Here is a 22,251-nt window from a genome sequence, read left to right on the forward strand (position 1 = left end):
ACCCTCACCTCTACCCCACAAGTGGGAGAGGGGATTCTAATATGTGTAAACCGAGTTTTATTTTAAGATATTGGATAACTTCTTGTTATTCGAGATGAGATTCCAGAATGTGGAATTATCTACTTCTACGATACCCGAAGCTGTAGCATCTAAACCAATAAATAAAGTTTCAATAATTGCTCTTGTTTCTTTACCACGAGTAAGAAGTTCCTCCAGTACTTCTTTCAAGCCCATCTGGTCTTCTTTGAACCTCAAATATTCAGGATTGCTCACAACAAAGGCATCTATAGTGATACCGGTCTTCAGATTCAATGTAACCGCAAAAAAGGCGTCAGTAGCCATAATGTCTTCGCGGGATATATATTCAGGAAGTTTGTCGAGATCAATTTTTATTGCAACCAACGCAGATAAACCGGTGTAATTGCCATTATCATCTTTAGTTGTTGAAGTGACTTCTCCTTTAATAAAAACAGCATCGTCATACTCTTCGATATAGCTTTTTACCGTTTCTTCCAAAAGCTCAATCGCTTGGGGAACCATTTCATTGCTCTGCTCACGAGTCAACAGTTTTGTGAGATCCAAGCCTAAAGAACCCTTGAGTGTAGTGGTTGGCGATGTACCATCCTTATAGTCATAGCCTAGATTATCAACTTTAAGGGTAAAACTATTTTTTGAGCCTATTTTGCTATAAAGACCATTTACGGCAACTTTTAGGGCTCGCTCATTATTGATTTCTACCGCATCGAATTTGAGTTTTGCAGCAGTGGTTTGATTTTGAAAGGGTATAAGGATATTTGCAATTTCTGTGTTTAATAAGTCAAGAGGCGTATCGCCAGCTAGAGCGCTGGAAATAAGACTTAAACTTAATCCAAGGGTACAAAACAATTTTTTCATAATAAACATCCTGTCATATTTAAGTTGATTTTTGGATTGTCAGTTTTGTTTTATTACAAAGTGAAGTGATAAATTTCGAAGTGACCTTGCAAAAACTGAGCGTGTTATTATGACATTTTATTATGTCAAATCAATCAAAGCGCCATAATATTGATTAAATAGTTATTGTACCTATATTGCTTTCATCTTGAGCAACAGTTAATGAGGGCTCTTTTTGTACTAAAAGAGTTTGCAATTTTTCAATCTGCGTTATCTTGCTTTGTAAGTGAGAGGCTGATTCAGAAAATATAAAACAGATAGAGGTTTTGTCTGGATCGATTTTATCAAGCTCAGCTTTGGTTTTTTTACGTGACGCTTCAAGCCTTTCATAGAGATGAGTAATCATCCTTTTTTCATCAAGAAAACACGAATAGTCAATGGAAGGAGTGATTTCAAAAAAACCTTGTTCTCTAGCCCAAGCACAATGATAGCAGGCTTTATTTAGATTTTTTTTCTTTTCTTCTATGGCTAATTCAATTTGTTTGGTTTCTCTTAATAAATATTTTGCATCTACAAGTAACGCTTGCATGGTTGCTTGATTTTGTTTCCACGTTTCTCTTTTAGATGATGATGGTGACACTTCATAGCTTCTACAAATTTTTCTCAGGTCACCTAAAATACGTTCGTCATTAAATGGTTTCTTTTTATTCAACCCACCAATAACCCAAAATAAAAGAAATTGATACGCTTCGATACCTTCTAATGCATCTATTTGAGGCAATTTCTCATGCAAACGTGGTTGTTTTAATTTCAACAGTGTTTGATTGTAATGTTCGCCATGGGGTTCTACTTGTTGGGTTGTAAACAGATAGAGATGGCGCATACACGTTGAAATTTCAATCGGGTTAATTGTTTTTCGAAATTGATCAAGAGGACATTGCTCTCCTTTGGGTTTTAAATATTCAGTAAGATGTAAAAGCCTTAGTGAGCTAAAATCGATAAGCATATTTATTCTCTATATTAAAATTCACTAAAACGAAGAAATGGCAAAAAATGAAAACCATGGTTTTTAATATTACAAATAATTGCCTTTAAAAAGCAATAAATTGCACTAAGAGAATCACCATGGTGGAAATTAATTCGAATGAAATCGTTGAATAGAAAAAGACATCCTAGAAAAAATCAATGGATTCCGAGTATAAAGAACCCATTGATTTATTTGGAAATAATGCGATTCTATTTACTTGTTCAGAATAGGCCTTTTCCTGTTAGTGGCTGAGTATAGACTCCACTTTCATATTGTTGCCAGTTTTCGGCAGGTTTGATATTACATTTTTTAGAAACCATATGCCATCCTGGCTGATGTTTATAGCATGTAGTTGCTTGGGCTGATCCAAAAACTGCAATCATACCAATAGCAATTAATCCAGCTGTTGCTGATTTGATCTTCATTTGGAACTCCTTATCTTAATAAGATGCAAAATACATCAATATGATTATATTATGTCCAAACTGGATGTGCAAATTTGTTGTTGCTTTTTTTGAGCAAAAACATAGTTGTGTTAATTTAGGTACTATTGACTATGTTTTGCTAATTAATTCACGAGTCTGCTTGCATTTGATTTCCTAATTTAAATTTTATAACTGATTGATAAATAATTAATTTTTAATTTTCTGAAGAATACTTCTTAATGAACTTACTTTGCCAATTCGTTTTTTTCCTAATTACCAGTCCTGAAGCATATAACACAACCCCGGTAAGAATTAGTGACAATGTTCGAATAATTGTTGGCGTTGATGATGCGTCATAAAGTAGTGCCTTGCTTGCAGCAAAAAATAAAACAATGAGTACTGATTTTGCAATGAGTATATCGTTTCTCAATGTTGAAACACGCAATATAACGAGTACATAGGCAAGCCAGGAGGCGGATACCGCCAAAGTTCCATATTCTGTGGTAAGCTGGTAAAGACTCATGATCGCAAGAAGATGTGCAGCTGCTAATAAAACATAACAATATTCTTCCTTATGACCTAATTCTTCACGATAATGAATTAATAGGGACCAAATACTGGCACAAGAAACCCAAGTCACTACAGTCCAGGATAATTCTTTGCTGTTAAGTAAGTGACTTACCATACTTAAGTATTCAATACCTATAATTGCAGAGAGCGCTATAAGCGGGATAAAAAGAGGAATACCCCATTTAATCGAACGAATTCTTCCATATAAAAAGGTAGATCCAAAAACAATCACTGGAAAAAGCCAAGGTCTAATATTTAATGGTAAAAGGCCCAGATAAATAGAATGGAAACAAACAAGCGTTACAAAGGTTAATAATACGTTGCGGCTATTAAAGCGACGTTCAGGAAACCATCTTTTCGCTGAATAATAAAGTCCAATTAGAAGTGCTGCTGCAGCTAAGGAAACGCATGAGGCTATAGTCTGATTAATACGACTGAGATAATAATATTCCATTGCATAGAAAATAAGTAATACAGGGAAAAGGCTCCAAGATTCTTTCTCAGTGAGTTGTTGTTTGGTCAATTGCGTATGAAACAGAGTACCAATTGAGTAGATAAGAAAATTAATAGCAAGTACAGCAGCAATCAATATGTCTTGATGGAGTTTTAGCCCAATCACTGCCGTTATTGATATCGCTAAATAAGCTGAAATCATAGTTAATGTACGAGACCCCACCCAAATAGCAAGTGTTGCAAAATTCAATGAACAAATTGTAAAGTAATACAATGAAAATAAAGTATTATTTTCAACACCTGAAACAATTGGAGCAATGTAAGCCCCTAAGGTAGCTATAATCGCATAAATATCATGCTTAAACCGTAAATAAAACCAGATAGTAATTCCAGAGACCACGGCTGTGATGGCAATAACCGTTTGAAATGAAACAAGAAGATAATACTGATGTGCAGCAAAGCCGGTAAAATAAAGTACTACAGCACCTGCTGCAGGTAAAAAACACGCATATATTCTATCCGCACTTGAAATAACAAGACCGGCTGCAAATAATGCCATTCCAAATAGGGTAGCTACTCCAAGCTGTTTTTCATGAGTTAGCCATCCGGATTCAATTGATAATTTAACAATGAAACACGCTGCTAAAATAAAGCAAACTGAGGCAACAAATCCTAACCAATTCCCTGACATGGGCTTCGGTGTTGCCTTTGATCCATCTACACTTTTTTTACTTTTAATTAATTTAGGCTGTTTTATTGGCGGGATTGGCGATACGCTGCCAATAATTTTTTCAACTGTGGATACTCGAGTGTCCAGTGCTTGTAAGCTTTTTTCAATATCAACTGATTTCAAAAAGATATCCCACATATTTATTAATATTTGATCAATTTTACACCATTTAGCTTGTTCGTTACGAGTATTCTTTTAAAATTATTTATCTTTAAGGCTATTTTATTGACCCAAAGGCTGTTCCAAAAAAGCATGGCTCTATTGCTAAAGTACAACATCCATCTCCGAGTTATTCACATTTTCTGTGGATAAGTCTGTTTATAGTCTGTCAAACCCTTTGTGAAATTTAGAAATTAAATGGGTGACAGATCATTTTCCAAAGTGCTGTTCAGGGATCAAAGAAATGATTGGAGGATCATGAGAGCCATAGCCGCACCTTAGGAAAAACGCACGCTTCACGTAACGAACGTACCGTGCGCATTCAAATTTTGTGGGGGTCTTTCGGGGTTTGTCCACACTTACTTAATTTGGTCTTCCAACCAAAATTTCAATAAAGCGGTTACTGCTTGAGGTTGCTCAACATGGAGCATATGCCCACAATCTTCAATAATTGCTAATTTTGCCGAAGGAATCGCTGCTGCCATTGATTGCTGCGACTCTAAAGTAAAAGCACTGTCTTGTCTCCCGTAAATAATTAATGTTGGACAAACAATTTTGTGAAGCTGCGCAGTAGTTGATTGGCTATTGAGCATCGCTTTAGTTTGATTCAAAAAGCCTTGTTTAGGAAACTTTGTTTGCCCTTCGATAAGGGTGTGCATTAAGATTTTGTCATTGCAGCGAGAAGGGTGAACACTGGACGCATTGACTTCATTGAGTAAACTCTCAAGACGGTCATTTTCAATTTCGTGTTGCCATCGTTCAAAATATTGGCGTTTTTCGTGATCTAAATCCCCCGTCCAACTTCCCATGATGATCAGGTGAGATACTCTGTGAGGGGCTTTTATGGCGACAAGCTGTGCTACCCATCCACCTAAAGAATGTCCGCAAATAATAAATTTTTCCGGTGCTTCAGCAAGTAGCTGTTCTGCCATATTTTCCATTGTTCCTACGTCAAAAAAATATTTGACTGTAATATCAGCGATATCGGCAAGATGCTGGCATTGATGCGTCCACAATTTTTCTGTGCCTCCCCAGCCAGGAACTATAATAAGGTTTTGTTTCATGTTTACTCCTTAGGTAAAACAATTTCATGACAAGCACAATCAACTCTTCATATAAAACGGTTCATATTTCAGCAGGATTATAGAACACTTCGATATATTGGAATACAAGAACAAGAATGGTCACTTTTCAAAGTGGCCTTCATTTATCAGGTGATGGACCGATTGATAATTATTTAATCATAACCTACCCCACAATTTGGTTAAAAATGGTCTAGAATTATTTAAAATGTGTCAAAAATACTTCCAGTTGAAGCGGGTTGTCCTATGTCTTTATCAGAATCAGAGTTAAGTCAATTAAAGCTTTTAACAGAAGCTTTAGATCTTCACGCGCAAAGAACACCAGATTCTATTGCATTATATTACCTCAATGAGGATGGCGTTAGAGAGCAATTAAGTTACAGTAAGTTGCAATCTGAGGCTCGCTCCTTAGCACGATTAATTATGAGTAAGACCCAGAAAGGTGATCGCGTTTTGTTGATTTATCCACCAGGATTGGAGTTTGTTATCGCTTTTTTTGCTTGTATGTATGCTGGAGTAATTAGCGTTCCAAGCTACCCGCCATTTAATCAAGGATTAATTGAAAAGTTACAAGGTATTATTGTTGATGCACAACCAAGTATTCTTCTAACGTCACAAGAGCTTTATAAGAAATTATACAATTTGCAGATTCTTAAAAAAGTTATGCAATTTTTACCGATTAAAAAATTATTAATTTATATTTTAGGAAGACAGTCCGAGCAATTAAATTGGGAGGTTGAAAAGCTTAAGCTAATTAGTTGCTCCTCTAATCACATGAACTCATTTTCTCGCTTAGAGTCCAATTCAATCGATCCGAATTCCATAGTTTTTCTACAGTATACTTCGGGATCTACTGGCCTTCCGAAAGGGGTGATAAATACTCATCTGAATTTGTTGCATAACATACAATTAATTATTAAAGCCTATAGAATTCATCAGGATAGTCGAGGTGTTTCTTGGTTACCTCCTTATCATGATATGGGTTTGATTGGGCATATCATTTTACCGGTTATTTATGGTGTACCTTGCATCTTAATGTCACCACTGAAGTTTCTTAAAAATCCTTATTCTTGGTTGCAGGAGATTAATTCATCTCGAGCTGATGTGAGTGGAGGACCTAATTTTGCCTATGAATACTGTTTGAGAAAAATTACGGAACCTCAAAAGAAAGCTTTGGATTTAAGTTGCTGGCGGGTGGCGGTGAATGGAGCAGAGCCAATACATTATGAGACTCTCGAACGTTTTTATCAGGCCTTTAAGTCCTGTGGATTTAAAAAAAACAGTTTTTCGCCTTCATATGGCTTGGCTGAGTCCACCGTAATGGTCTCCGTGCAACAACCCCAAGGGCATTTGCATAAGTTAATTGTTTCCCAGTCGGATTTAAGTCTAAACCAAGTAACTCTTACTAAAAAAAGCGACACAGATAGCAAGATTTTACTGAGTCATGGCAACCCCAGTTTAGATGTAAAAATTCTTAATCTTAGTACAAAACAATTTAATAATGAAAATGAAGTAGGTGAGATATTGGTTGCCGGTTCTAGCGTTTCTCCAGGATATTGGCAGAATGAAGAATCGAATAAGGCGCTCTTTCATCATGCTGATCTCAATGGATCTGGTCAGAGGGCTTTTCTTAAGACTGGAGATTTAGGTTTTCTTCATCAAGGCGAGTTATATGTTACTGGACGAATTAAGCAACTCATTGTGATTCATGGTAAAAATTTCTATCCCCATGATATCGAGTATAAGGCATGTGCAGCACATGCCTCGATTAAACCAGGTTGTTGCACTGCGTTTTCCATTTTTAAAGACTATGAGGAGAAACTAGTAATTTTAGCTGAACTAAAGTTAGAGACAGATAAAAAAGAGTATCACAACATTTGTTTGGCGGTTAGAAAATCAATTGCCCAAATTTTTTCCATAACTCCTTATTCAATTGTTTTATTACCTGCGCGTGCAACCCTTAAAACGACGAGTGGAAAGTTGCAACGTAATGCCATGAAGGAGTCTTATGTTAATCAAAGCTTACCCATTCTGTATGAGTATAAAAAAGAAAAGTCAGATTTTGAACGTTTAAAATCTAAACTGTCATCCAATTTATCAAGTACTGATTCAAAAGCATTTAATGGTCTTACGGAGAAAGAGCTCCGATCTTGGTTGTTAGAGCACATTGCATTGAAGACCTCGATACCGCAACACAAACTCTTATTAGATAAGTCTTTAATTGAGCTAGGGATCGATTCAATGGGTTATTTTGAGCTATTAGCAGAATTGGAGCAAACATTTAATTGTCGTGCAGATCTAAGCTTAATTGAAACGTATCCATCAATTAATTCAATTTGTAAAAGTATCATGAATAATAAGGTATCGACGGAAGGTCAAATTTTTAATTTTAATCCTTATCATGACGAACTAGGCCCTCATGGTTTTTTGCTGAAGCGTAAAGAGGTCGGCGTTTTATTAGTACATGGTTATAGTGGTACCCCAGGTGAAGTAAGTGAATTGGCATTTCAATTAGCTAAGTCAGACATAACCGTTGCTGTTCCTCAATTAGCAGGCCATTGCTCCAGTTATAGTGATCTCAAAAATACCAACTGGCAAGATTGGTATACCTCCGTTAAAAAGGCTTTTGATTTATTATCGCAACATTGCGAAAAGATATTTGTTGCGGGCCTTTCTGCGGGTAGTTTGCTTGCTTTGAACTTAGCTTTGGAAAATCCAGAGCATATAGCAGGGGTGATCTTATTAAGTCCTGTATTTTTCTACGATGGTTGGAATATTTCAAAGTGGCAGCGTGCTTTTAATTCATTAATGATTCACAGTTATTTGCGTTATATCTATAAAGTTCGGGATAAAGCGCCTTATGGGATTAAAAATGAAACAATACGAGAAGCAATAGCTTCCCTATTGGTAAATGGGAAAGAAAAAAATATTGCTAAAACCGGCAATATGATAGTACCAGCACTTGGGTTATATGAAGTGGATAAGTTGATTAAATATATTCAAGGTAAATTGTCTTGCATTAAGAGTCCAACTTTAGTAGTTCATTCGCTAGACGATGATATGGCAAGTTACAAAAATGCTGAATACGTTAAAAATCATATTGGTTCAGAATTAATAGAAATTGTTTATTTAAACAATTCATACCATATTATTACTTTGGATAATGAAAAAGAACTTGTTGCCCTTAATTTAATTCGCTTTATCAAGCAAAACAGCAAATCAAGAAAGGCCAGGTATGTATCTTGAATATTTTTATTGATTTTGATGGAACGATTACTAAAACGGACACTACGGATAGCTTATTAGAAAAGTTCGCAAAGGATGATTTTAATCAGGTAGAGCAAGATTGGGTTTGTGGGCGTATTAGCTCAAAAGAATGCATGCAAACTCAATATGCCATGATTCGTGGAATGGAACATGAAATTAGAGATGAATTAGAACATATTGAAATTGATCCTGGTTTTATTGATTTCTGCAAGTTGATGCAAAACAGGGCAAAGCTTATTATCGTTAGCGATGGCATTGATTATCCCATTGAGTATCTTCTAAAAAAACATGGATTGCTTTCAATCCCATATTACTCAAATCATCTCTCCTTTCTTAAAGAGGGTGTTGCGATTAGCTTTCCGTTTGAGGTGAAGCAGTGCACATCAAAGTGTGGTTTATGTAAATGCCATATATTCCATGAACAACAATTTAATGATGCGGGGAAGTCGATTTTAATAGGCAATGGCAAATCAGATGTGTGTGTGGCCCACCAGGTTGACTTCGTGTTTGCTAAGGAATATTTATTAACGTATTGTCAACAACACCAAATAAGGCATTCAGAATTTAATGACTTTTGGGATCTGATCAATTTATTTAAATGAGAACAACTTGATCTTTTTCTTTAATAAATTAACTACCAAGTGATTCAGTTAAACAGCTTTGCATTGAGTTAATAGTTGCTCTAAAAGAATGATACCCAAGTCGATTTCCTCTTTACTAATTTCTAAGGAAGGCGCCAAAGTAAAGGTATTTTTATAATAACCGCCAATGTCCAGTACTAGACCATAAGCTTGCCCATTGACCTGAAGATCGCCTCGTAAGCCTGCATTAAAGATTGCATCTGCTAATTCTCGATTGGGTGTAATACCGTCTTCTTGACACAGCTCAATACGCAGGGCTAAGCCAATCCCATCAACATTTCCTATCATTTTCCAGCGTTTTTTTAGTTCGGTTAATTTATTTAAAAAGTAGCTTCCTTTCTCGTTGACCTCTTGTTCATAATTTTTTTCTGCCAACATGTGCATTAGTTCAAGGCCGATTGCAGTTCCTAATGGATTTGAGGAATAGGTAGAATGAGTAGAACCTGGAGGAAATTTTTCTGGGGAAATAAGCTCTTCTCTAGCCCAAATTCCAGCAATGGGGTTTAAACCATTCGTTAAGGCTTTGCCGAAGACTACGATATCTGGAGCGACACCGTAATGTTCAAAGGACCAAAATTTACCTGTACGATAGAAACCCATTTGGATTTCATCAGCAACTAATAAAATTTCTTTTTCCTTCAAAAATTGTGCTAGCTCTTGGAAATACTGAGGTGGGGGGATTACATAACCTCCAGTACCTTGTATGAATTCGACAAAAAATGCAGCATATTCTGCTTCCTTGGATTTGTCGTCCCAGACCGCATAATATTCTGTTTCAAATAATTTTTTGAATTGATTCAAACAATAAAGACCACACGTTTCGCGTTTCATTTCATAAGGGCAACGGTAACAATAAGGGAAGGGTTGAAAGGATGCTTTATCAGAGAAATGACCAAATCTTCGTCGATAACGGTAGCTTGAAGTGATGGAGGAGGCACCTAGAGTTCGGCCATGATATCCTCCCATAAAAGCGAACATCAAATTTTTTTTCTTTTCATTACGAACCAGTTTGAGCGCATCTTCAATGGCTTGAGAGCCTCCCACATTAAACTGAACACGCCCTTTAAGACCGGTTCTTTGCTCGATGTTAGTACAAATGGCTTCTGCTAATTCTACTTTTTCTTTATGCAGATATTGGCAGGCAAGCTGGGGTAAGTTATCCAGTTGCTGCTTTAATGCATTACTGAGACGTTGGTTTTTGTATCCGAAGTTAACAGCTGAATACCACATTTGCAGATCCAAATAAGGAATCCCTTTATCATCATATAGATAACTTCCTTGGCAGTTACAGAAAAATTTTGGAGGGTTAGCATAGTGGACTGTATCACCGAAAGAACAATATTGAGCATCTTTTTTTAGAAGTGAATTAATATTCATGAGTATCGAACAAATTGATTAGGATATAATAACTATAGTCAATTTCTGTAACTTTTCTGTAAAGTAGTTAATATTTTCTTAACAGTAAAAAACTATAATGTATAAATATCGACCAATTGGATTTTTTACAATGACAAAAACTGTCAATTTAAAATATAACTCAAAATTTTTTAAAGAAAAATTGACTGAGTTTAAAAAACCTCTCCAAGATTTTTTAGGAACACTAATACTTATTGATAATAAGATAAATTTTGAGAAACCTACCGAGTTAGTCTTTGATGAAGAACCTTTAAATTCTGGGATTCTTAGTAATTGTTATGATGAGCGGGCTTTGTTTGAAGCACAACGTGGTGAGAGTTATGCGGTATTTTCCGAGTTGGAAGGAAAGGCAGTTGATATTTTTGCTCTTAGAGAAAGTTTGATACAACGTGGAGTTATGGATTGTAACTTGCAACATTTGGTTCTTAATCTCATACTTCAATGCCGCGGAGCCATACAGTTTGGTGCGCCAACTCCTTTCCAGGCGCTTATTTCAGAAGAAGCTGGTCTTACTGTTTCGACAGTAACAGATAAAATGAAAACAAGCCTTGCTGTTAAAAATAAAGATGAAGTTCGACTAACAATTGAAGCGCCAATCCAAACCATATCAAAAAGAGGGGATATTGAGGAAATAGGAAATTTTGGTTGTGAGATTAGCATTACAACGAATGCTATTTACTTTAACAAGATGACTTATTCTAAGACCAGTGATAGCGAAATTGCAAAACAAGTTTTTAAATGTGCTTCTGAAGATTATAGTTTCTGGAGCGAACTTTGGAGCCAAATAAAAGAATGCTTTGGTGTTAAAGAAAAAAGACCTGAATTTGAAATAGAAGTTCCATCTGCGAATGCTCGTTGCAGCTAATTTACAGAAGTATTTTTACACAATAAAGTAGAGCTTGATATGCGCCTCATTGTTAATCATAAATCGCTCAAATTTGTCAGGGTAAACGCCTGTTAAGAAATCAGTTAGCCCATAGGAAAACGCTTCCTCTTCGAGAAAAACTTTTTTCCCTTGGTTAACAAAGGGTAGCAATAATAAGTCGCCAACGTATTTGATATGCACAACAAAGTCTACTTGGTTATAACTTAATTTAACATCGACATCACCCTCAGCCAGTTGAGTGCGACGAAGATGTTGCATAACCTCTCCTGTGGTGAGCGCTACTCTGTCCATTATGGTCGTGTTGACGCTCCACTTTTTACCATTCTCAAGGATGAAATAATTCAGTTCATCTTTGGATAACTCTTTTTCCTTTTCAAAAGTTATCACTGCATCTTTGCGTATGCCTAAACGAAAAATCATATGCAGAAAAAGAGCAACAAAAACTGAAAGTGAAAGCGATGTACTCGTAATAGACTGTAAAGAATGGGGTAATGACTCATAGAATGTAGGATATATTTCTTTACTCAGTCCAAATAAAAATGCAAAGCCAATAACATAAGTCATCCTAGCATCAATATTTCGTGATGTCATAACCTGAACACCCCCAACGATCATAAAGCTTGCAGTAAACATCAATGCGGGACCTATAACTGACATGGGAATAATCAATAGAATAGAAACTATTTTGGGGAACAAGGCAATAATCACTAGGATACAACTTGTTGCAAAAGCAATGTAGCGACTTGTTGCTCCAGAAGCACTTGATATACCTACTAAACTTGGACCTGTACTAATGCCGGGAATGCCTAATAATCCTGCAACCACGGAACCCATCCCGTCGGCAAATACGCCACTTTTAATTGTTTCCAAATCGGGACTTTTCCAATCAGGATCATTAATTTTTTGACATGTTGTCACAACTCCAATCGTGCGCAAAGCTGCTGCGATGCTGGCTATAAAAAAGGGCAAAATAAGGTCGAACGAAAACTGATAAGAGATAAACGAAAAGTTAGGTAAAGCAACATAGGGTATGGTTTTCAGAAGTGCAATTTTTTGAGGCTCAATGGCTCCAAATAAAAAAGCGACGATAAAGCCAGAGACTAATCCTATAAAAGAGCAGATGAGTTTAATAATACCGCGCCACCAAATGCTTAATCCCACCATCATGGCTAAAGTAAATAGACCAACAAAAAAATCGATTTCAAAATGATGCGTTGCAGATTTTGCTACTCCAAGAAATTGCCTAATGCCTTCAAGTCCCAATTCAATACCAACAATTACAATGATAAAACCAGAAATTCCTGGTGGGAAAATCACGCGTAAATGGTACAACAGGCGGGAAAAGAGAATTTCTAAAAAACCTGCGAACATGGTCATTCCCAAGACTAACGGCAATCCTCCTACATCAGCCGCTAATAAAGAGGCCTTGAAATAAATAGCGGATACTACAGGCGCTGCTAAAAAGCCCGAGCCAATGGGTGGTTTTAAGGCTTGTAGACTGGTTGCTATTGCAAGGGCAATCATACCTACTCTTACCGCATCAAGAGCTATTTGATCGGGTAACTTTGAAGCTCTTACTACAATAATAATGAGAACCAAATAGACTGACATAAGCAGGGTATGTTGAAGTCCAAGTAAAATTAATTTTACGATAGGAGGTTTATCATTAACTGCATAGGTTAGTTCATTACCGTCCATTAGAATGCCGCCTGCTTAGGAACCCATTTAAGTTAGTTATTTGTTAGCTGCAAACTAGTAGTCTAAATGCTAATAATCAGCAACTCATTATTTTCTTTACCTTAACATAAACATAAGAATAAATAAAAATCGCCAAAGAATTGCTTTACAATTCTAGGATGAATAAGAGCTAATTTCGAAAGATATCCCAAAAAAATTTTGATCTTTTGAAAAGAATAATCCATATTCATTATCTTAATTTTCTAATGCTTCTACTTTATTTAAATAAGTAACATCTAATGTGATTTTTTTTACAGGATAGATGCTGAATATCAAGGAATAGTGATGCGCAATACCAAACAACAGAATCAAAATCCTTTTGATGAACTTGCCAGTGAAATGTTACTGGAGGTTCTTAACGCACGCCATCAAGATGAGAATTATATCCTTAACCCAAAGGATATGGCTTCTGTTGCTTTAAGTTGCCAGCGGTTTAACTCGATAAGTTTGAATGCCAATTGCATTTTTTTTCCCCATGAGTACAAAGATATTCGCGAAAAAGCTTCAGATTATCATGACTATAAAGAAAGGCAATTGAGGCAATTGAGGTATGAGCAACGAGTTAGAAATGAGAAAGGCGGCTCATTTTATTGGAATAAGACTCTTAGAAAAGCAATAGCTACCGGCTTGAGTTTGCTCCTGGCATCTCTTTTGGCTTTCACGTTTGATATGGACTATACCTATTTTTTCCTAACCACTATTGTTTTGACACTAATGACCCTGGTTATTAACGAATTGCTTCAATCTCGGTTAGAGTTGTCTTTAGATGAATCAAAGATGAAAAACATTCCTCTTCAATTTTTTGAAGAAGAAATAGCAAGTAATGTGGTAACGAACAGATTGACTTAAACCTTTAGGGGCTGTTTACAATTCGTTAGCTTGTTGACCAAGGGTTATAAACATATCCTAACATCGTGATAAAGTTTTTGGATGTACTAAGTTTAAAAAGTCGGTACATTTAATTTTTATCAATTGAGTATGATTACCTGCATTAAAGACTAGCCATTCTTTATGTGCGAGGCTATCTGCAAGATAGACATCCATACCATAGAGTTCACCAAAAAGAGGTATAGCGCCCACTTCACAATCAGTAAATCGGTCTTGAAATTCAAATTCCTTAGCAATTTCCACATGTTTTGCATGAGTTTGATTTTTAAATTGTTCTAAATCAAGACGAGTATTCGCAGGAATTGCGATAAGTACAAATTTACCATCTAATTTGACAATGACCGATTTAGCAAAATAGGTTCCTTTAATATGAGCTCCTTGTGCACATTGCGAAGCGGTATAGGCTCTAGGATGATTGATTGTTTTATAGGATATATCATGATCCTTCATATACTTTCTAATTGATGAGCTTAACATGAGGATCTCCTGCAAAAAAAATTGTGTTGTTTAATTATAGTTCAATTTGTCTGTCCCCGCTAACAGATGGAATGTTATTTTTCTAATCCCAATAGAATGATTTAATCGATTTTTTGCTTGAGCGATAATATTTGAATTTTGACTTTTAGGCTGATAGCATTACCACGAAAAACAAGGAGTAGTTTATGACTATTAATAAAAAAAATAATACAAATCAAAACAAATTTTTTAAAAATATACCTGAAGGCCTTCTTCAAGATACACTTCCTACTATGAGAAATATAATTGTTCTTTTAGACAAACAGGATGAACAAGAAGAAGAGAGTAGGGCAGATAGTTCTCATAGAATGACACCTTCTCTATAGGTTTCTCATGAAAACTTCTGATCTGTTATTTGAGCAAATTTCTGCTGTACCTAAGGAACATAGTGCAGCGATGCTGCATAAAGCATATAAGCAGAGGTTTATTCATAGTTTTATCCAGTTAATCAATTATGCCCAGCACATATTACGTAAAGATTATCATCTAATTCTTGCTGAATTAGACCAATTGGATATAGATTCTCCCAGTTTTATTTCTCCCTGGCTTTATAGTCAATATTTTAAACTTCTGGAATCAATGAAAAATGATGATGTCTTTGCTGTTGAGCAAACAATACAAAGCTTAACCGATAGCAGTCGTTGGCTGATTCACGAAAGAGTGATTGCTTCAGGCCTTCAAGAAGAGTGGGAAAAACAGGTTTTTGTGGAAGAGGTTAATGTCGCATTTGGTTCAGACTGCATGCAAGCATGTTCATCTACTGAAGAAGAGTTAAAGAAGTTTAAAATCGCTACTTCTGAGGTATTGAAATGGATTGCTGAGGCAGATAGTTATTTTATTGATGAAATAAACTCCCTTGTTTCCACAATTAATTTGGTAAAAAGTAATGTAAACGTGGGCGCTACTTCCCCAAAATTCTTTGGTGCAATTTATTTGTCGTTGCCGAATAACTTAGAGCAACTCCATAACATTTTTTTAGTAGAGCATTTAGTTCATGAAACATCTCATATCTACCTCAATGCGGTAATTGCTCACGATCCTTTAGTTTTAAATGAGTCTAATGAACGATTTATTTCTCCTATTAGAACCGATTTGCGTCCTATGTTGGGTGTTTATCATGCTGCATTTGTCTTAAGTAGAGTGTTAAGAGTTTTCAAACAAATACAACAACTAAAGCTGTATGATAATGAGAGAATTCTTAATCAATCTATTGGCAATTTAACAAAAAAATATAAGGCTTCTTTCGATACGGTTTCTCGGCAGGCTGTTCTTACTCAACTTGGGAAACAGATTTTGTTATCAACTCAAGAGTGCGCTTTGATTTAACGAACAAAAGAAATTTACTAAAAAGCTCCATTTAGGCAGTTGATAAATGCATTATCAATATAATTGATAATTTTCCTAAATGAATATAAAATGCTCATGTTGCGAGTAATTTTATATGTTAGTATTATGAAAATTCATTTAGTAGGTGGCTCAGTACGTGACAAATTACGAGGCGATCATCCTCATGACAATGATTGGGTTGTCGTAGGCTCATCCCCTGAGGAAATGTTAAAACTAGGTTATAAGCCAATACAAAGCCAAGAAGCAAAGAATTTTCCTGTATTTTTGCATCCTGAAACCAAAGAAGAACATGCTCTTGCTCGTCGTGAAAAGCGAATAGGGCCTGGGCATACTGGTTTTGAATTCGATGTCTCTCCTACAATTACTTTAATTGACGATTTAAGACGACGAGACTTGACTATCAACGCTATGGCACTGCCATTTGAAGAGGGCAATTTTGGTGAATTGATTGACCCTTTCAACGGAAAAGATGATTTGGAGAGTCATCTATTACGGCATGTATCGCCTGAATTTGTTGAGGATCCTCTTCGATTAATACGCACAGCGCGTTTTGCCGCCTGCTTAGGTTTTCAGGTAGCCGCAGAAACGATGACGCTCATGAAGCAGATGGTTGATGAAGGCAAAGTCAGTGAACTGAGTAACGAGCGTATCTGGAAGGAGCTGGAACGCGCACTCATGGGCCCACATCCAGAAAATTTTTTCGATGTACTTAAACAATGTGGGGCAGATTGTATTTTATTTCCTTATCTAAAAATATCAGGGGCTGGAATCAAAGCGTTGCAACAATCTGCTACTTATAAAGATTCTGCACCTGTACGTTTCGCTGTATTGATGCATGATCTGAGTAAAGAAGAAATAATCAAGTTTTGCAAGCAATTTAACGTACCAAACCAATACCGTGATCTGGCGTTATTAATTAATCAAAATTTGGCGCAATTTCGATGTGTTCCTAAATTGGATGCAGAAGGGTTACTGGATTTATTGATGAACATCGGTGCATTCTACAGTAAAGAACGTTTGAACGAATGCTTACATATTTTTGAATTATGCACTCAAGAACCGACCTATGTAGAGCAAGTACGCAACGTCTTTCAAGCAGCTAAATCCATTAATACTAAAGAATTCGCTTCGAAATATGTTGGGCATGAAATTACTAATAAAATTAAGACAGCACGTCTCGAAGCAATCCAACAATGTCTCAACAATTCGATACCTGCCTCAAATATCACTTACTGTAACTGAACGAGTTGAATTGTAGTCGTAGGTTGGACCTCGGTGTTTAGGGAAAATACTCTAGTTCTCTAAACACCAAGGCCCAACCTACAAGGCAATCAGGCAATAATAATGACAAAAAAAGGTCATGGATAGTCTCTAAGGATCGTATCCAAATAAGGAACAAATTCTTCCTGAGCATTTTCCATTTTCTTAGCACTAGTGAAAAACAGGATACGATACTGAAGCGTCTGTTTGACATGTTCCGTTTCTTGTTTACTTGACTTTAGAGTTTCTTCAATTTTGTTTAATTGAACGGTACAAGCAAGCACATTAATGTGATTTTTGTCTAAGCCTGCCTGTATCAATTTATTTCGTGCATTTTGAATATAGTGTGATGCAGTGATTAATTTTTCCTGTCGCTCTTTACTATTATCTGACGCTAAAGCACCTAGATAATAAAGTAAACCGAAGTCATAATCGCTAAACGCATAACTAATCGTTCCTAATGGAGGATTGAACATAGGTAAACTTTGATAAAAATCTTCTTTCAATTTCAAAGCAAGTTGGATCATCTTTAAAGATTCATCAAAATTTTGGTATCCACTTTGGATGAATAATTCAATTGCATATTCGCTAATTAAAGGAGCGACATCAAATTTATTATCTACAGTGAGTAACTCACCTGCTGAGTTGAAATCGAGCCTTGGAACAAAATAAGAAATAGTTTCCTCTAGTTGTTTTAAAGCTTCTTTGGGCTTATTTTGAGATTGAAGTAATCGATTGTTCACCTGAGCCAATCTTACGTATGCAGAATGAGTTTTATCTTTAATGGTCTCAACTTGTGATTTGAAATGTTCGATTTCATCTTTTGCTTGGGCAAAATTATCTGCAGCAAGTTGGAGAAGAATACCGTAAAAGTAATTACGCAATAAATCAGGTTGAATTTCTGTGGCAGAATGTTCGACATGTTTGGCATAAATGGCATATGCCCATTTTAGATTCGTTTCTGCTTCCTGTAATTGATTGTTCTTAATATAAAGTAGTGCCTGGCATTGATAAAGCAGGGCAATATTAGTATGTTCTTCCTCAAAATACTTTTTCTTTTTTTTCAGAGATGAATTGAAGAGTTTTTCAGCATGTTCATGCTCTCCAAGAGCTGCGAACACGTCTGCTTCATCATGCTCCAGATATCCGAAGTCTATATTATCTTCTGGTAAATGTTTTAAGCGTAATTCCCGAGCTTCGGAAAAAAGTGCTAATGCTTTAAGGTAGGCCCCAATATTGTAGTATGCGTTTCCACAAGCATGAAGTACAAAAGCACGAGCCAAGTCAGTATCTTTATGGCCTTTCGCTTGTTTGTATATCTGATTTGCCTTCTCAAAATGTGTGATTCCTAGAACAGTATTACCATTACGATAGGCACAGTCAGCCAAATGAGCATGGGTTAATGCAAGCGATTCAGGGGGAGAGCCAATTGTTTGTTTGGCGTTTAAAGCAATCTGAAAATACTCAAGAGCTTTGGGATAATCAGCCACTACATGTGTATAAAACACACCTAAGTTATGCGCTAACGTTCCTAACAGGATTATTGAAGATTCTTCTTCCTCAACTTGTAACAATTTGATGCACTCTTCCGCTGTATGTAACTTTTCTCTTAACGCACCCCATTGTGCTTTTTTCGCATGCATTTCTGTGTAATCGCTGGGATATTCTTGGATTAGCTTCTCAATAATTACTTGTATTTCTGGTGTCATGGTTAATTAACATCCCTATTTGCTGAAAAAATAGCATCATATCAGCCGGTTAAATTAAGTAAATAAATTTGATTCGGTGGTAAATAAAGACACTGAATTTAAAACACCTTTCTTATCAGTTAAGGATTGCCTCAATAAAAGGTTTACGAATAATCAGGTTGATTAATACTTATTCTATAATTATCTTAGTTTCTTTTAAAATTATGGAATATCATGCGTCTCAAATTTTTTGGCACGAAAGCTTTCGGGACTTCTGAAGAAAATAATCTAAAACGATTTTTTAATAAATTCCCAGAAAATGAATTTTGGCGGTTTTTTGTGGAGAGAACGCGCTACGACTTTAGACAGGAATTATATCGAAAATTGTATTCAAAATTAAACAATGTATCCGAAGAAGAAGCAAAAAAGGTCCCGGTTTCTCTAATTGAAGAGATGGTAAAAGATGTCACTGTAGGGCAAGTATACGAGCTTGCAAAACAATTGGATGACCAAGAATCTTTACATGGTCTCGACAATTTATTGCATGCTCGCGATAGACAAGAAGAGCGCATTGTTGCACTTTTTAATAAACACCAAGGTTGGTTGGGATTTGAAGATAATGAACCAGGCTATTTACTCAATGTTACCAAAGGGCTTTGCTTCGCTATAGAGCATCTATTATCGGGCAAACCCCTTACATTGGATTTTATTAAAGAGCTCCATAAAACGTGCACCCAGGGTGTGCAGAAAATGCTGAAACAAACTCCAGGTGAGTTTCGTAGTGGAGGAGCCTCATGGCAAATGAATAGTAAAGACGGTTGTGATTCACTAGAGGGATTAATCGAAACGATTGATTACCTAAAATCAGTCGAGGCAAAAATGGGGACCTCTGGCCTTGATATTACAATAGAAACTAAGGACGGTAAGGAATGCATATCAAAATTTCTTACTGAGGACACTCATTCCTTAGCCAGTAAAATATGGACCAACTTAAATAATGGTGCTGTCATTTATTATAATTCTCGAGAAAAAGAGGTTGACTCCAGTCAATTTCTACATGAAGTGTGTTCAGATCATATTCAACAATTAGAAAAAGCATTAGATAATGCTATAACAAAAGAAGAGAAGTTGACTGCTCTATTTACCTATTTAAAACACACCGTTTTACATCATCCCTTCCAAGATGGGGTTGGCCGTACGTATTCCATGGTTTTATTCCAATATTTATTAATGCGTGAAAATCTTTCGCCGGTTTTAATTCTTAATTCAAACGTGATTCCAGGTGTTTCCGTAAAAGAGCTTGTAAATGAGTATTTACGAGCAGAAAAAGAAATGGAGAAAATCCTAGATAATCCTCAATATATTGCAAGTGATGAAATGGTAACGCCCAATGTTGACACGACAACCCTCTTATCAAAATCAAATACCGAGGAAAGAGACACTTTTACAAGCGCTTTAACTCTATTTCAGAAAATAAAAGGAAGCTTTTTAGAGTGGGCCAAAATACAAGAAAATAAGGACTCCGAAGTCAAGCAAAGCCAAATTGAGATATAAGTGGAGATTATTGCCCATACATTATCCATAGATTCAAGTTCATTTTTTCCCAAGCCTACATGCCGCGACGTTTTCCGGACATCCAGAAATTCAGTACCAGACTGGATCCTGAGGACAATCGTAGGACGTAGCGTGCAGGTAAAACCGAGTTATGACTAAAACCAGCTCTTAGCTTGATGGTTATGGGCCTTGATCCAACAAGTCCGTTGATTAAATAAAAAATATCAAAAATATACTATGACTTAGAACGTGTTCTTTCTGATTTTTTTGTGAATGGTTTTTTATTGGATTTACCGAATGTTGATGTTGTTTTCATTTTAGCGGAGAACTGTTTTTTAGGTTTTGAAGCGATATTGGTTTGGGGTACGTTGTGTTTGGGTTCAAAATCTTCTATTTCGATACGATCTAATTTGCGTTGAATCAGTTTTTCTATAGCTTGCAATTGATTTATCTCATCAGCACTTACTAATGAAACGGCAAATCCTGTTGCGCCTGCGCGACCAGTTCGACCGATACGGTGAACATAATCTTCAGCAACCTGCGGTAAATCAAAATTAACCACACAAGGCAATTGATCAATATCTATTCCTCGTGCAGCAATGTCTGTGGCCACTAATATATGTAATTCACCGGATTTAAACTCTTCTAAAACCTTAGTGCGTTGGGATTGCGATTTATTGCCATGGATGGCGGCAGCATGAATTTGTGCTTCGGCCAATTGTTTCACTAATTTATTTGCACCATGTTTGGTCTTTGAAAACACTAAAGTCTGGCCCCATTTATTTTTATGAATCAGATGACTGAGCAAAGCTGCTTTTTGACTTTTATCAACCGGATGTATTGTTTGTTTGATTTTAACTACAGTAGTATTTCGAGGCGTAACATCAATTTCTACAGGTTGGTTAAAAATGGTTTTTACAAGACTGCGAACCCCATCATTAAAGGTGGCTGAGAACAGCAAATTTTGTCGGTTTCTGGGTAACCAATTAATGATTCGTTTCATATCATGAATGAATCCCATATCCAGCATTCTATCGGCCTCATCCAAAACAAGAGTATCAACTTGATCGAATTGTATGGCACGTTGCTGATGCAAATCCAATAAACGTCCAGGTGTAGCAACTAATATCTCAACACCAGAGCGTAATCTCATCATTTGAGGATTAATTTTTACTCCGCCAAAGACTACTGTAGAACGCAGTGATAGATAGCGTCCATATTGAAGAATACTCTCATGTACTTGATTCGCTAATTCACGTGTTGGCGTGAGAATGAGGGCGTGTGTTCTGTTGCTTTTAGCTCGGGGTTTTGAGGCAAGTTTTTGCAAAATAGGTAATACAAAGCTTGCAGTTTTACCTGTTCCGGTTTGTGCTGAAGCAAGAACGTCTTTACCTGACACTATCTGCGGAATAGCTTGAGTTTGAATAGGGGAAGGTTCTTTATAGCCTAATTCGTTAATGGATTGAAGTAATGGCTCGATTAAACCTAATGACTTAAAACTCATGCTGTTTCCTTTATTTATTGGTAGGTGCAAAGGGGAAAATGATGTTGATTTTGTTGCCCAATGTGCTTGCTTTCAGGGCAATTATATCACGAATGTTAATGATTAGGTTAGAAATCATCGCAAATGAAACTCATTTAGGGTGTATCATAAGATGGAGTCGATTTATTACCTGAGTAAGTACCTTGGCAAGTGATGTACAATTATGGAACATCATGATAACATTCGCAC

General features: G+C 36.3%; 18 protein-coding genes. 8 read left to right on the forward strand and 10 right to left on the reverse strand.

All coding sequences use genetic code 11. The features are described from left to right. Window positions 1-57: 57 nt before the first annotated feature. From Lstg_RS09395 to Lstg_RS09415, 5 genes are all read right to left on the reverse strand, one after another. Complete coding sequence (locus tag Lstg_RS09395) at window positions 58-894, reverse strand: hypothetical protein (RefSeq protein WP_058477405.1); 837 nt, start codon at window positions 892-894, stop codon at window positions 58-60. 154 nt (window positions 895-1,048) lie between these two features. Beyond that, window positions 1,049-1,879: a hypothetical protein gene (locus Lstg_RS09400; RefSeq protein WP_058477406.1), complete on the reverse strand. Its 831-nt coding sequence runs from the start codon at window positions 1,877-1,879 to the stop codon at window positions 1,049-1,051. Between the two features lie 242 nt (window positions 1,880-2,121). Further along, on the reverse strand, window positions 2,122-2,325 hold the full coding sequence (locus tag Lstg_RS09405; protein ID WP_058477407.1) for a hypothetical protein: 204 nt from the start codon (window positions 2,323-2,325) through the stop codon (window positions 2,122-2,124). Between the two features lie 214 nt (window positions 2,326-2,539). Next, window positions 2,540-4,201 carry a DUF2339 domain-containing protein gene (locus Lstg_RS09410; RefSeq protein WP_058477684.1) on the reverse strand — a complete coding sequence of 554 codons (1,662 nt, stop codon included), beginning with the start codon at window positions 4,199-4,201 and terminating at the stop codon, window positions 2,540-2,542. 395 nt (window positions 4,202-4,596) lie between these two features. Then, window positions 4,597-5,301, reverse strand: coding sequence for an alpha/beta fold hydrolase (locus Lstg_RS09415; RefSeq protein WP_058477408.1), 705 nt, complete (start codon window positions 5,299-5,301; stop codon window positions 4,597-4,599). Window positions 5,302-5,565: 264 nt separating this feature from the next. Between Lstg_RS09415 and Lstg_RS09420 the strand changes: the two genes are divergently transcribed. Both Lstg_RS09420 and Lstg_RS09425 read left to right on the forward strand, forming a co-directional pair. Further along, on the forward strand, window positions 5,566-8,565 hold the full coding sequence (locus Lstg_RS09420) for an alpha/beta fold hydrolase (protein WP_058477409.1): 3,000 nt from the start codon (window positions 5,566-5,568) through the stop codon (window positions 8,563-8,565). Then, a complete protein-coding gene (locus Lstg_RS09425; protein ID WP_058477410.1) occupies window positions 8,562-9,188 on the forward strand; it encodes an MtnX-like HAD-IB family phosphatase in 627 nt (208 codons plus the stop codon). The genes Lstg_RS09420 and Lstg_RS09425 overlap by 4 nt, the downstream gene beginning before the upstream one ends. 48 nt (window positions 9,189-9,236) lie before the next feature. Here Lstg_RS09425 and Lstg_RS09430 read toward each other — a convergent pair whose 3' ends face one another. Then, window positions 9,237-10,604 carry an aspartate aminotransferase family protein gene (locus Lstg_RS09430; protein ID WP_058477411.1) on the reverse strand — a complete coding sequence of 456 codons (1,368 nt, stop codon included), beginning with the start codon at window positions 10,602-10,604 and terminating at the stop codon, window positions 9,237-9,239. Between the two features lie 130 nt (window positions 10,605-10,734). Between Lstg_RS09430 and Lstg_RS09435 the strand changes: the two genes are divergently transcribed. Further along, complete coding sequence (locus Lstg_RS09435) at window positions 10,735-11,508, forward strand: hypothetical protein (RefSeq protein WP_058477412.1); 774 nt, start codon at window positions 10,735-10,737, stop codon at window positions 11,506-11,508. A 15-nt stretch (window positions 11,509-11,523) separates the two neighbouring features. Here the strand turns inward: Lstg_RS09435 and Lstg_RS09440 are convergent, their stop codons facing one another. After that, window positions 11,524-13,227, reverse strand: coding sequence for a uracil-xanthine permease family protein (locus tag Lstg_RS09440; RefSeq protein ID WP_058477413.1), 1,704 nt, complete (start codon window positions 13,225-13,227; stop codon window positions 11,524-11,526). Between the two features lie 324 nt (window positions 13,228-13,551). Here Lstg_RS09440 and Lstg_RS09445 point away from each other — a divergent pair, with 324 nt between their 5' ends. Further along, window positions 13,552-14,115, forward strand: a complete 564-nt coding sequence (locus tag Lstg_RS09445; RefSeq protein ID WP_058477414.1) for a hypothetical protein — start codon at window positions 13,552-13,554, stop codon at window positions 14,113-14,115. Between the two features lie 57 nt (window positions 14,116-14,172). Here the strand turns inward: Lstg_RS09445 and Lstg_RS09450 are convergent, their stop codons facing one another. Then, on the reverse strand, window positions 14,173-14,631 hold the full coding sequence (locus Lstg_RS09450) for an aminoacyl-tRNA deacylase (RefSeq protein WP_058477415.1): 459 nt from the start codon (window positions 14,629-14,631) through the stop codon (window positions 14,173-14,175). A 185-nt stretch (window positions 14,632-14,816) separates the two neighbouring features. Here Lstg_RS09450 and Lstg_RS09455 point away from each other — a divergent pair, with 185 nt between their 5' ends. From Lstg_RS09455 to Lstg_RS09465, 3 genes are all read left to right on the forward strand, one after another. Next, window positions 14,817-14,996, forward strand: a complete 180-nt coding sequence (locus Lstg_RS09455) for a hypothetical protein (RefSeq protein ID WP_058477416.1) — start codon at window positions 14,817-14,819, stop codon at window positions 14,994-14,996. Between the two features lie 7 nt (window positions 14,997-15,003). Then, the gene (locus Lstg_RS09460) at window positions 15,004-15,996 is read left to right on the forward strand and encodes an aKG-HExxH-type peptide beta-hydroxylase (protein WP_058477417.1); all 993 of its coding nucleotides are present in this window, start codon (window positions 15,004-15,006) and stop codon (window positions 15,994-15,996) included. Window positions 15,997-16,122: 126 nt separating this feature from the next. Continuing rightward, window positions 16,123-17,259, forward strand: a complete 1,137-nt coding sequence (locus Lstg_RS09465) for a tRNA nucleotidyltransferase/poly(A) polymerase-related protein (protein ID WP_058477685.1) — start codon at window positions 16,123-16,125, stop codon at window positions 17,257-17,259. 116 nt (window positions 17,260-17,375) lie between these two features. Here the strand turns inward: Lstg_RS09465 and Lstg_RS09470 are convergent, their stop codons facing one another. After that, a complete protein-coding gene (locus Lstg_RS09470) occupies window positions 17,376-18,986 on the reverse strand; it encodes a tetratricopeptide repeat protein (RefSeq protein WP_058477418.1) in 1,611 nt (536 codons plus the stop codon). 213 nt (window positions 18,987-19,199) lie between these two features. Here Lstg_RS09470 and Lstg_RS09475 point away from each other — a divergent pair, with 213 nt between their 5' ends. Then, window positions 19,200-20,519: a hypothetical protein gene (locus tag Lstg_RS09475; RefSeq protein WP_058477419.1), complete on the forward strand. Its 1,320-nt coding sequence runs from the start codon at window positions 19,200-19,202 to the stop codon at window positions 20,517-20,519. 235 nt (window positions 20,520-20,754) lie between these two features. Here the strand turns inward: Lstg_RS09475 and Lstg_RS09480 are convergent, their stop codons facing one another. After that, a complete protein-coding gene (locus tag Lstg_RS09480; protein WP_058477420.1) occupies window positions 20,755-22,023 on the reverse strand; it encodes a DEAD/DEAH box helicase in 1,269 nt (422 codons plus the stop codon). Window positions 22,024-22,251 lie beyond the last annotated feature (228 nt).

Origin of the sequence: Legionella steigerwaltii (assembly GCF_001468065.1) — a bacterium.
Taxonomy (GTDB): domain Bacteria; phylum Pseudomonadota; class Gammaproteobacteria; order Legionellales; family Legionellaceae; genus Legionella; species Legionella steigerwaltii.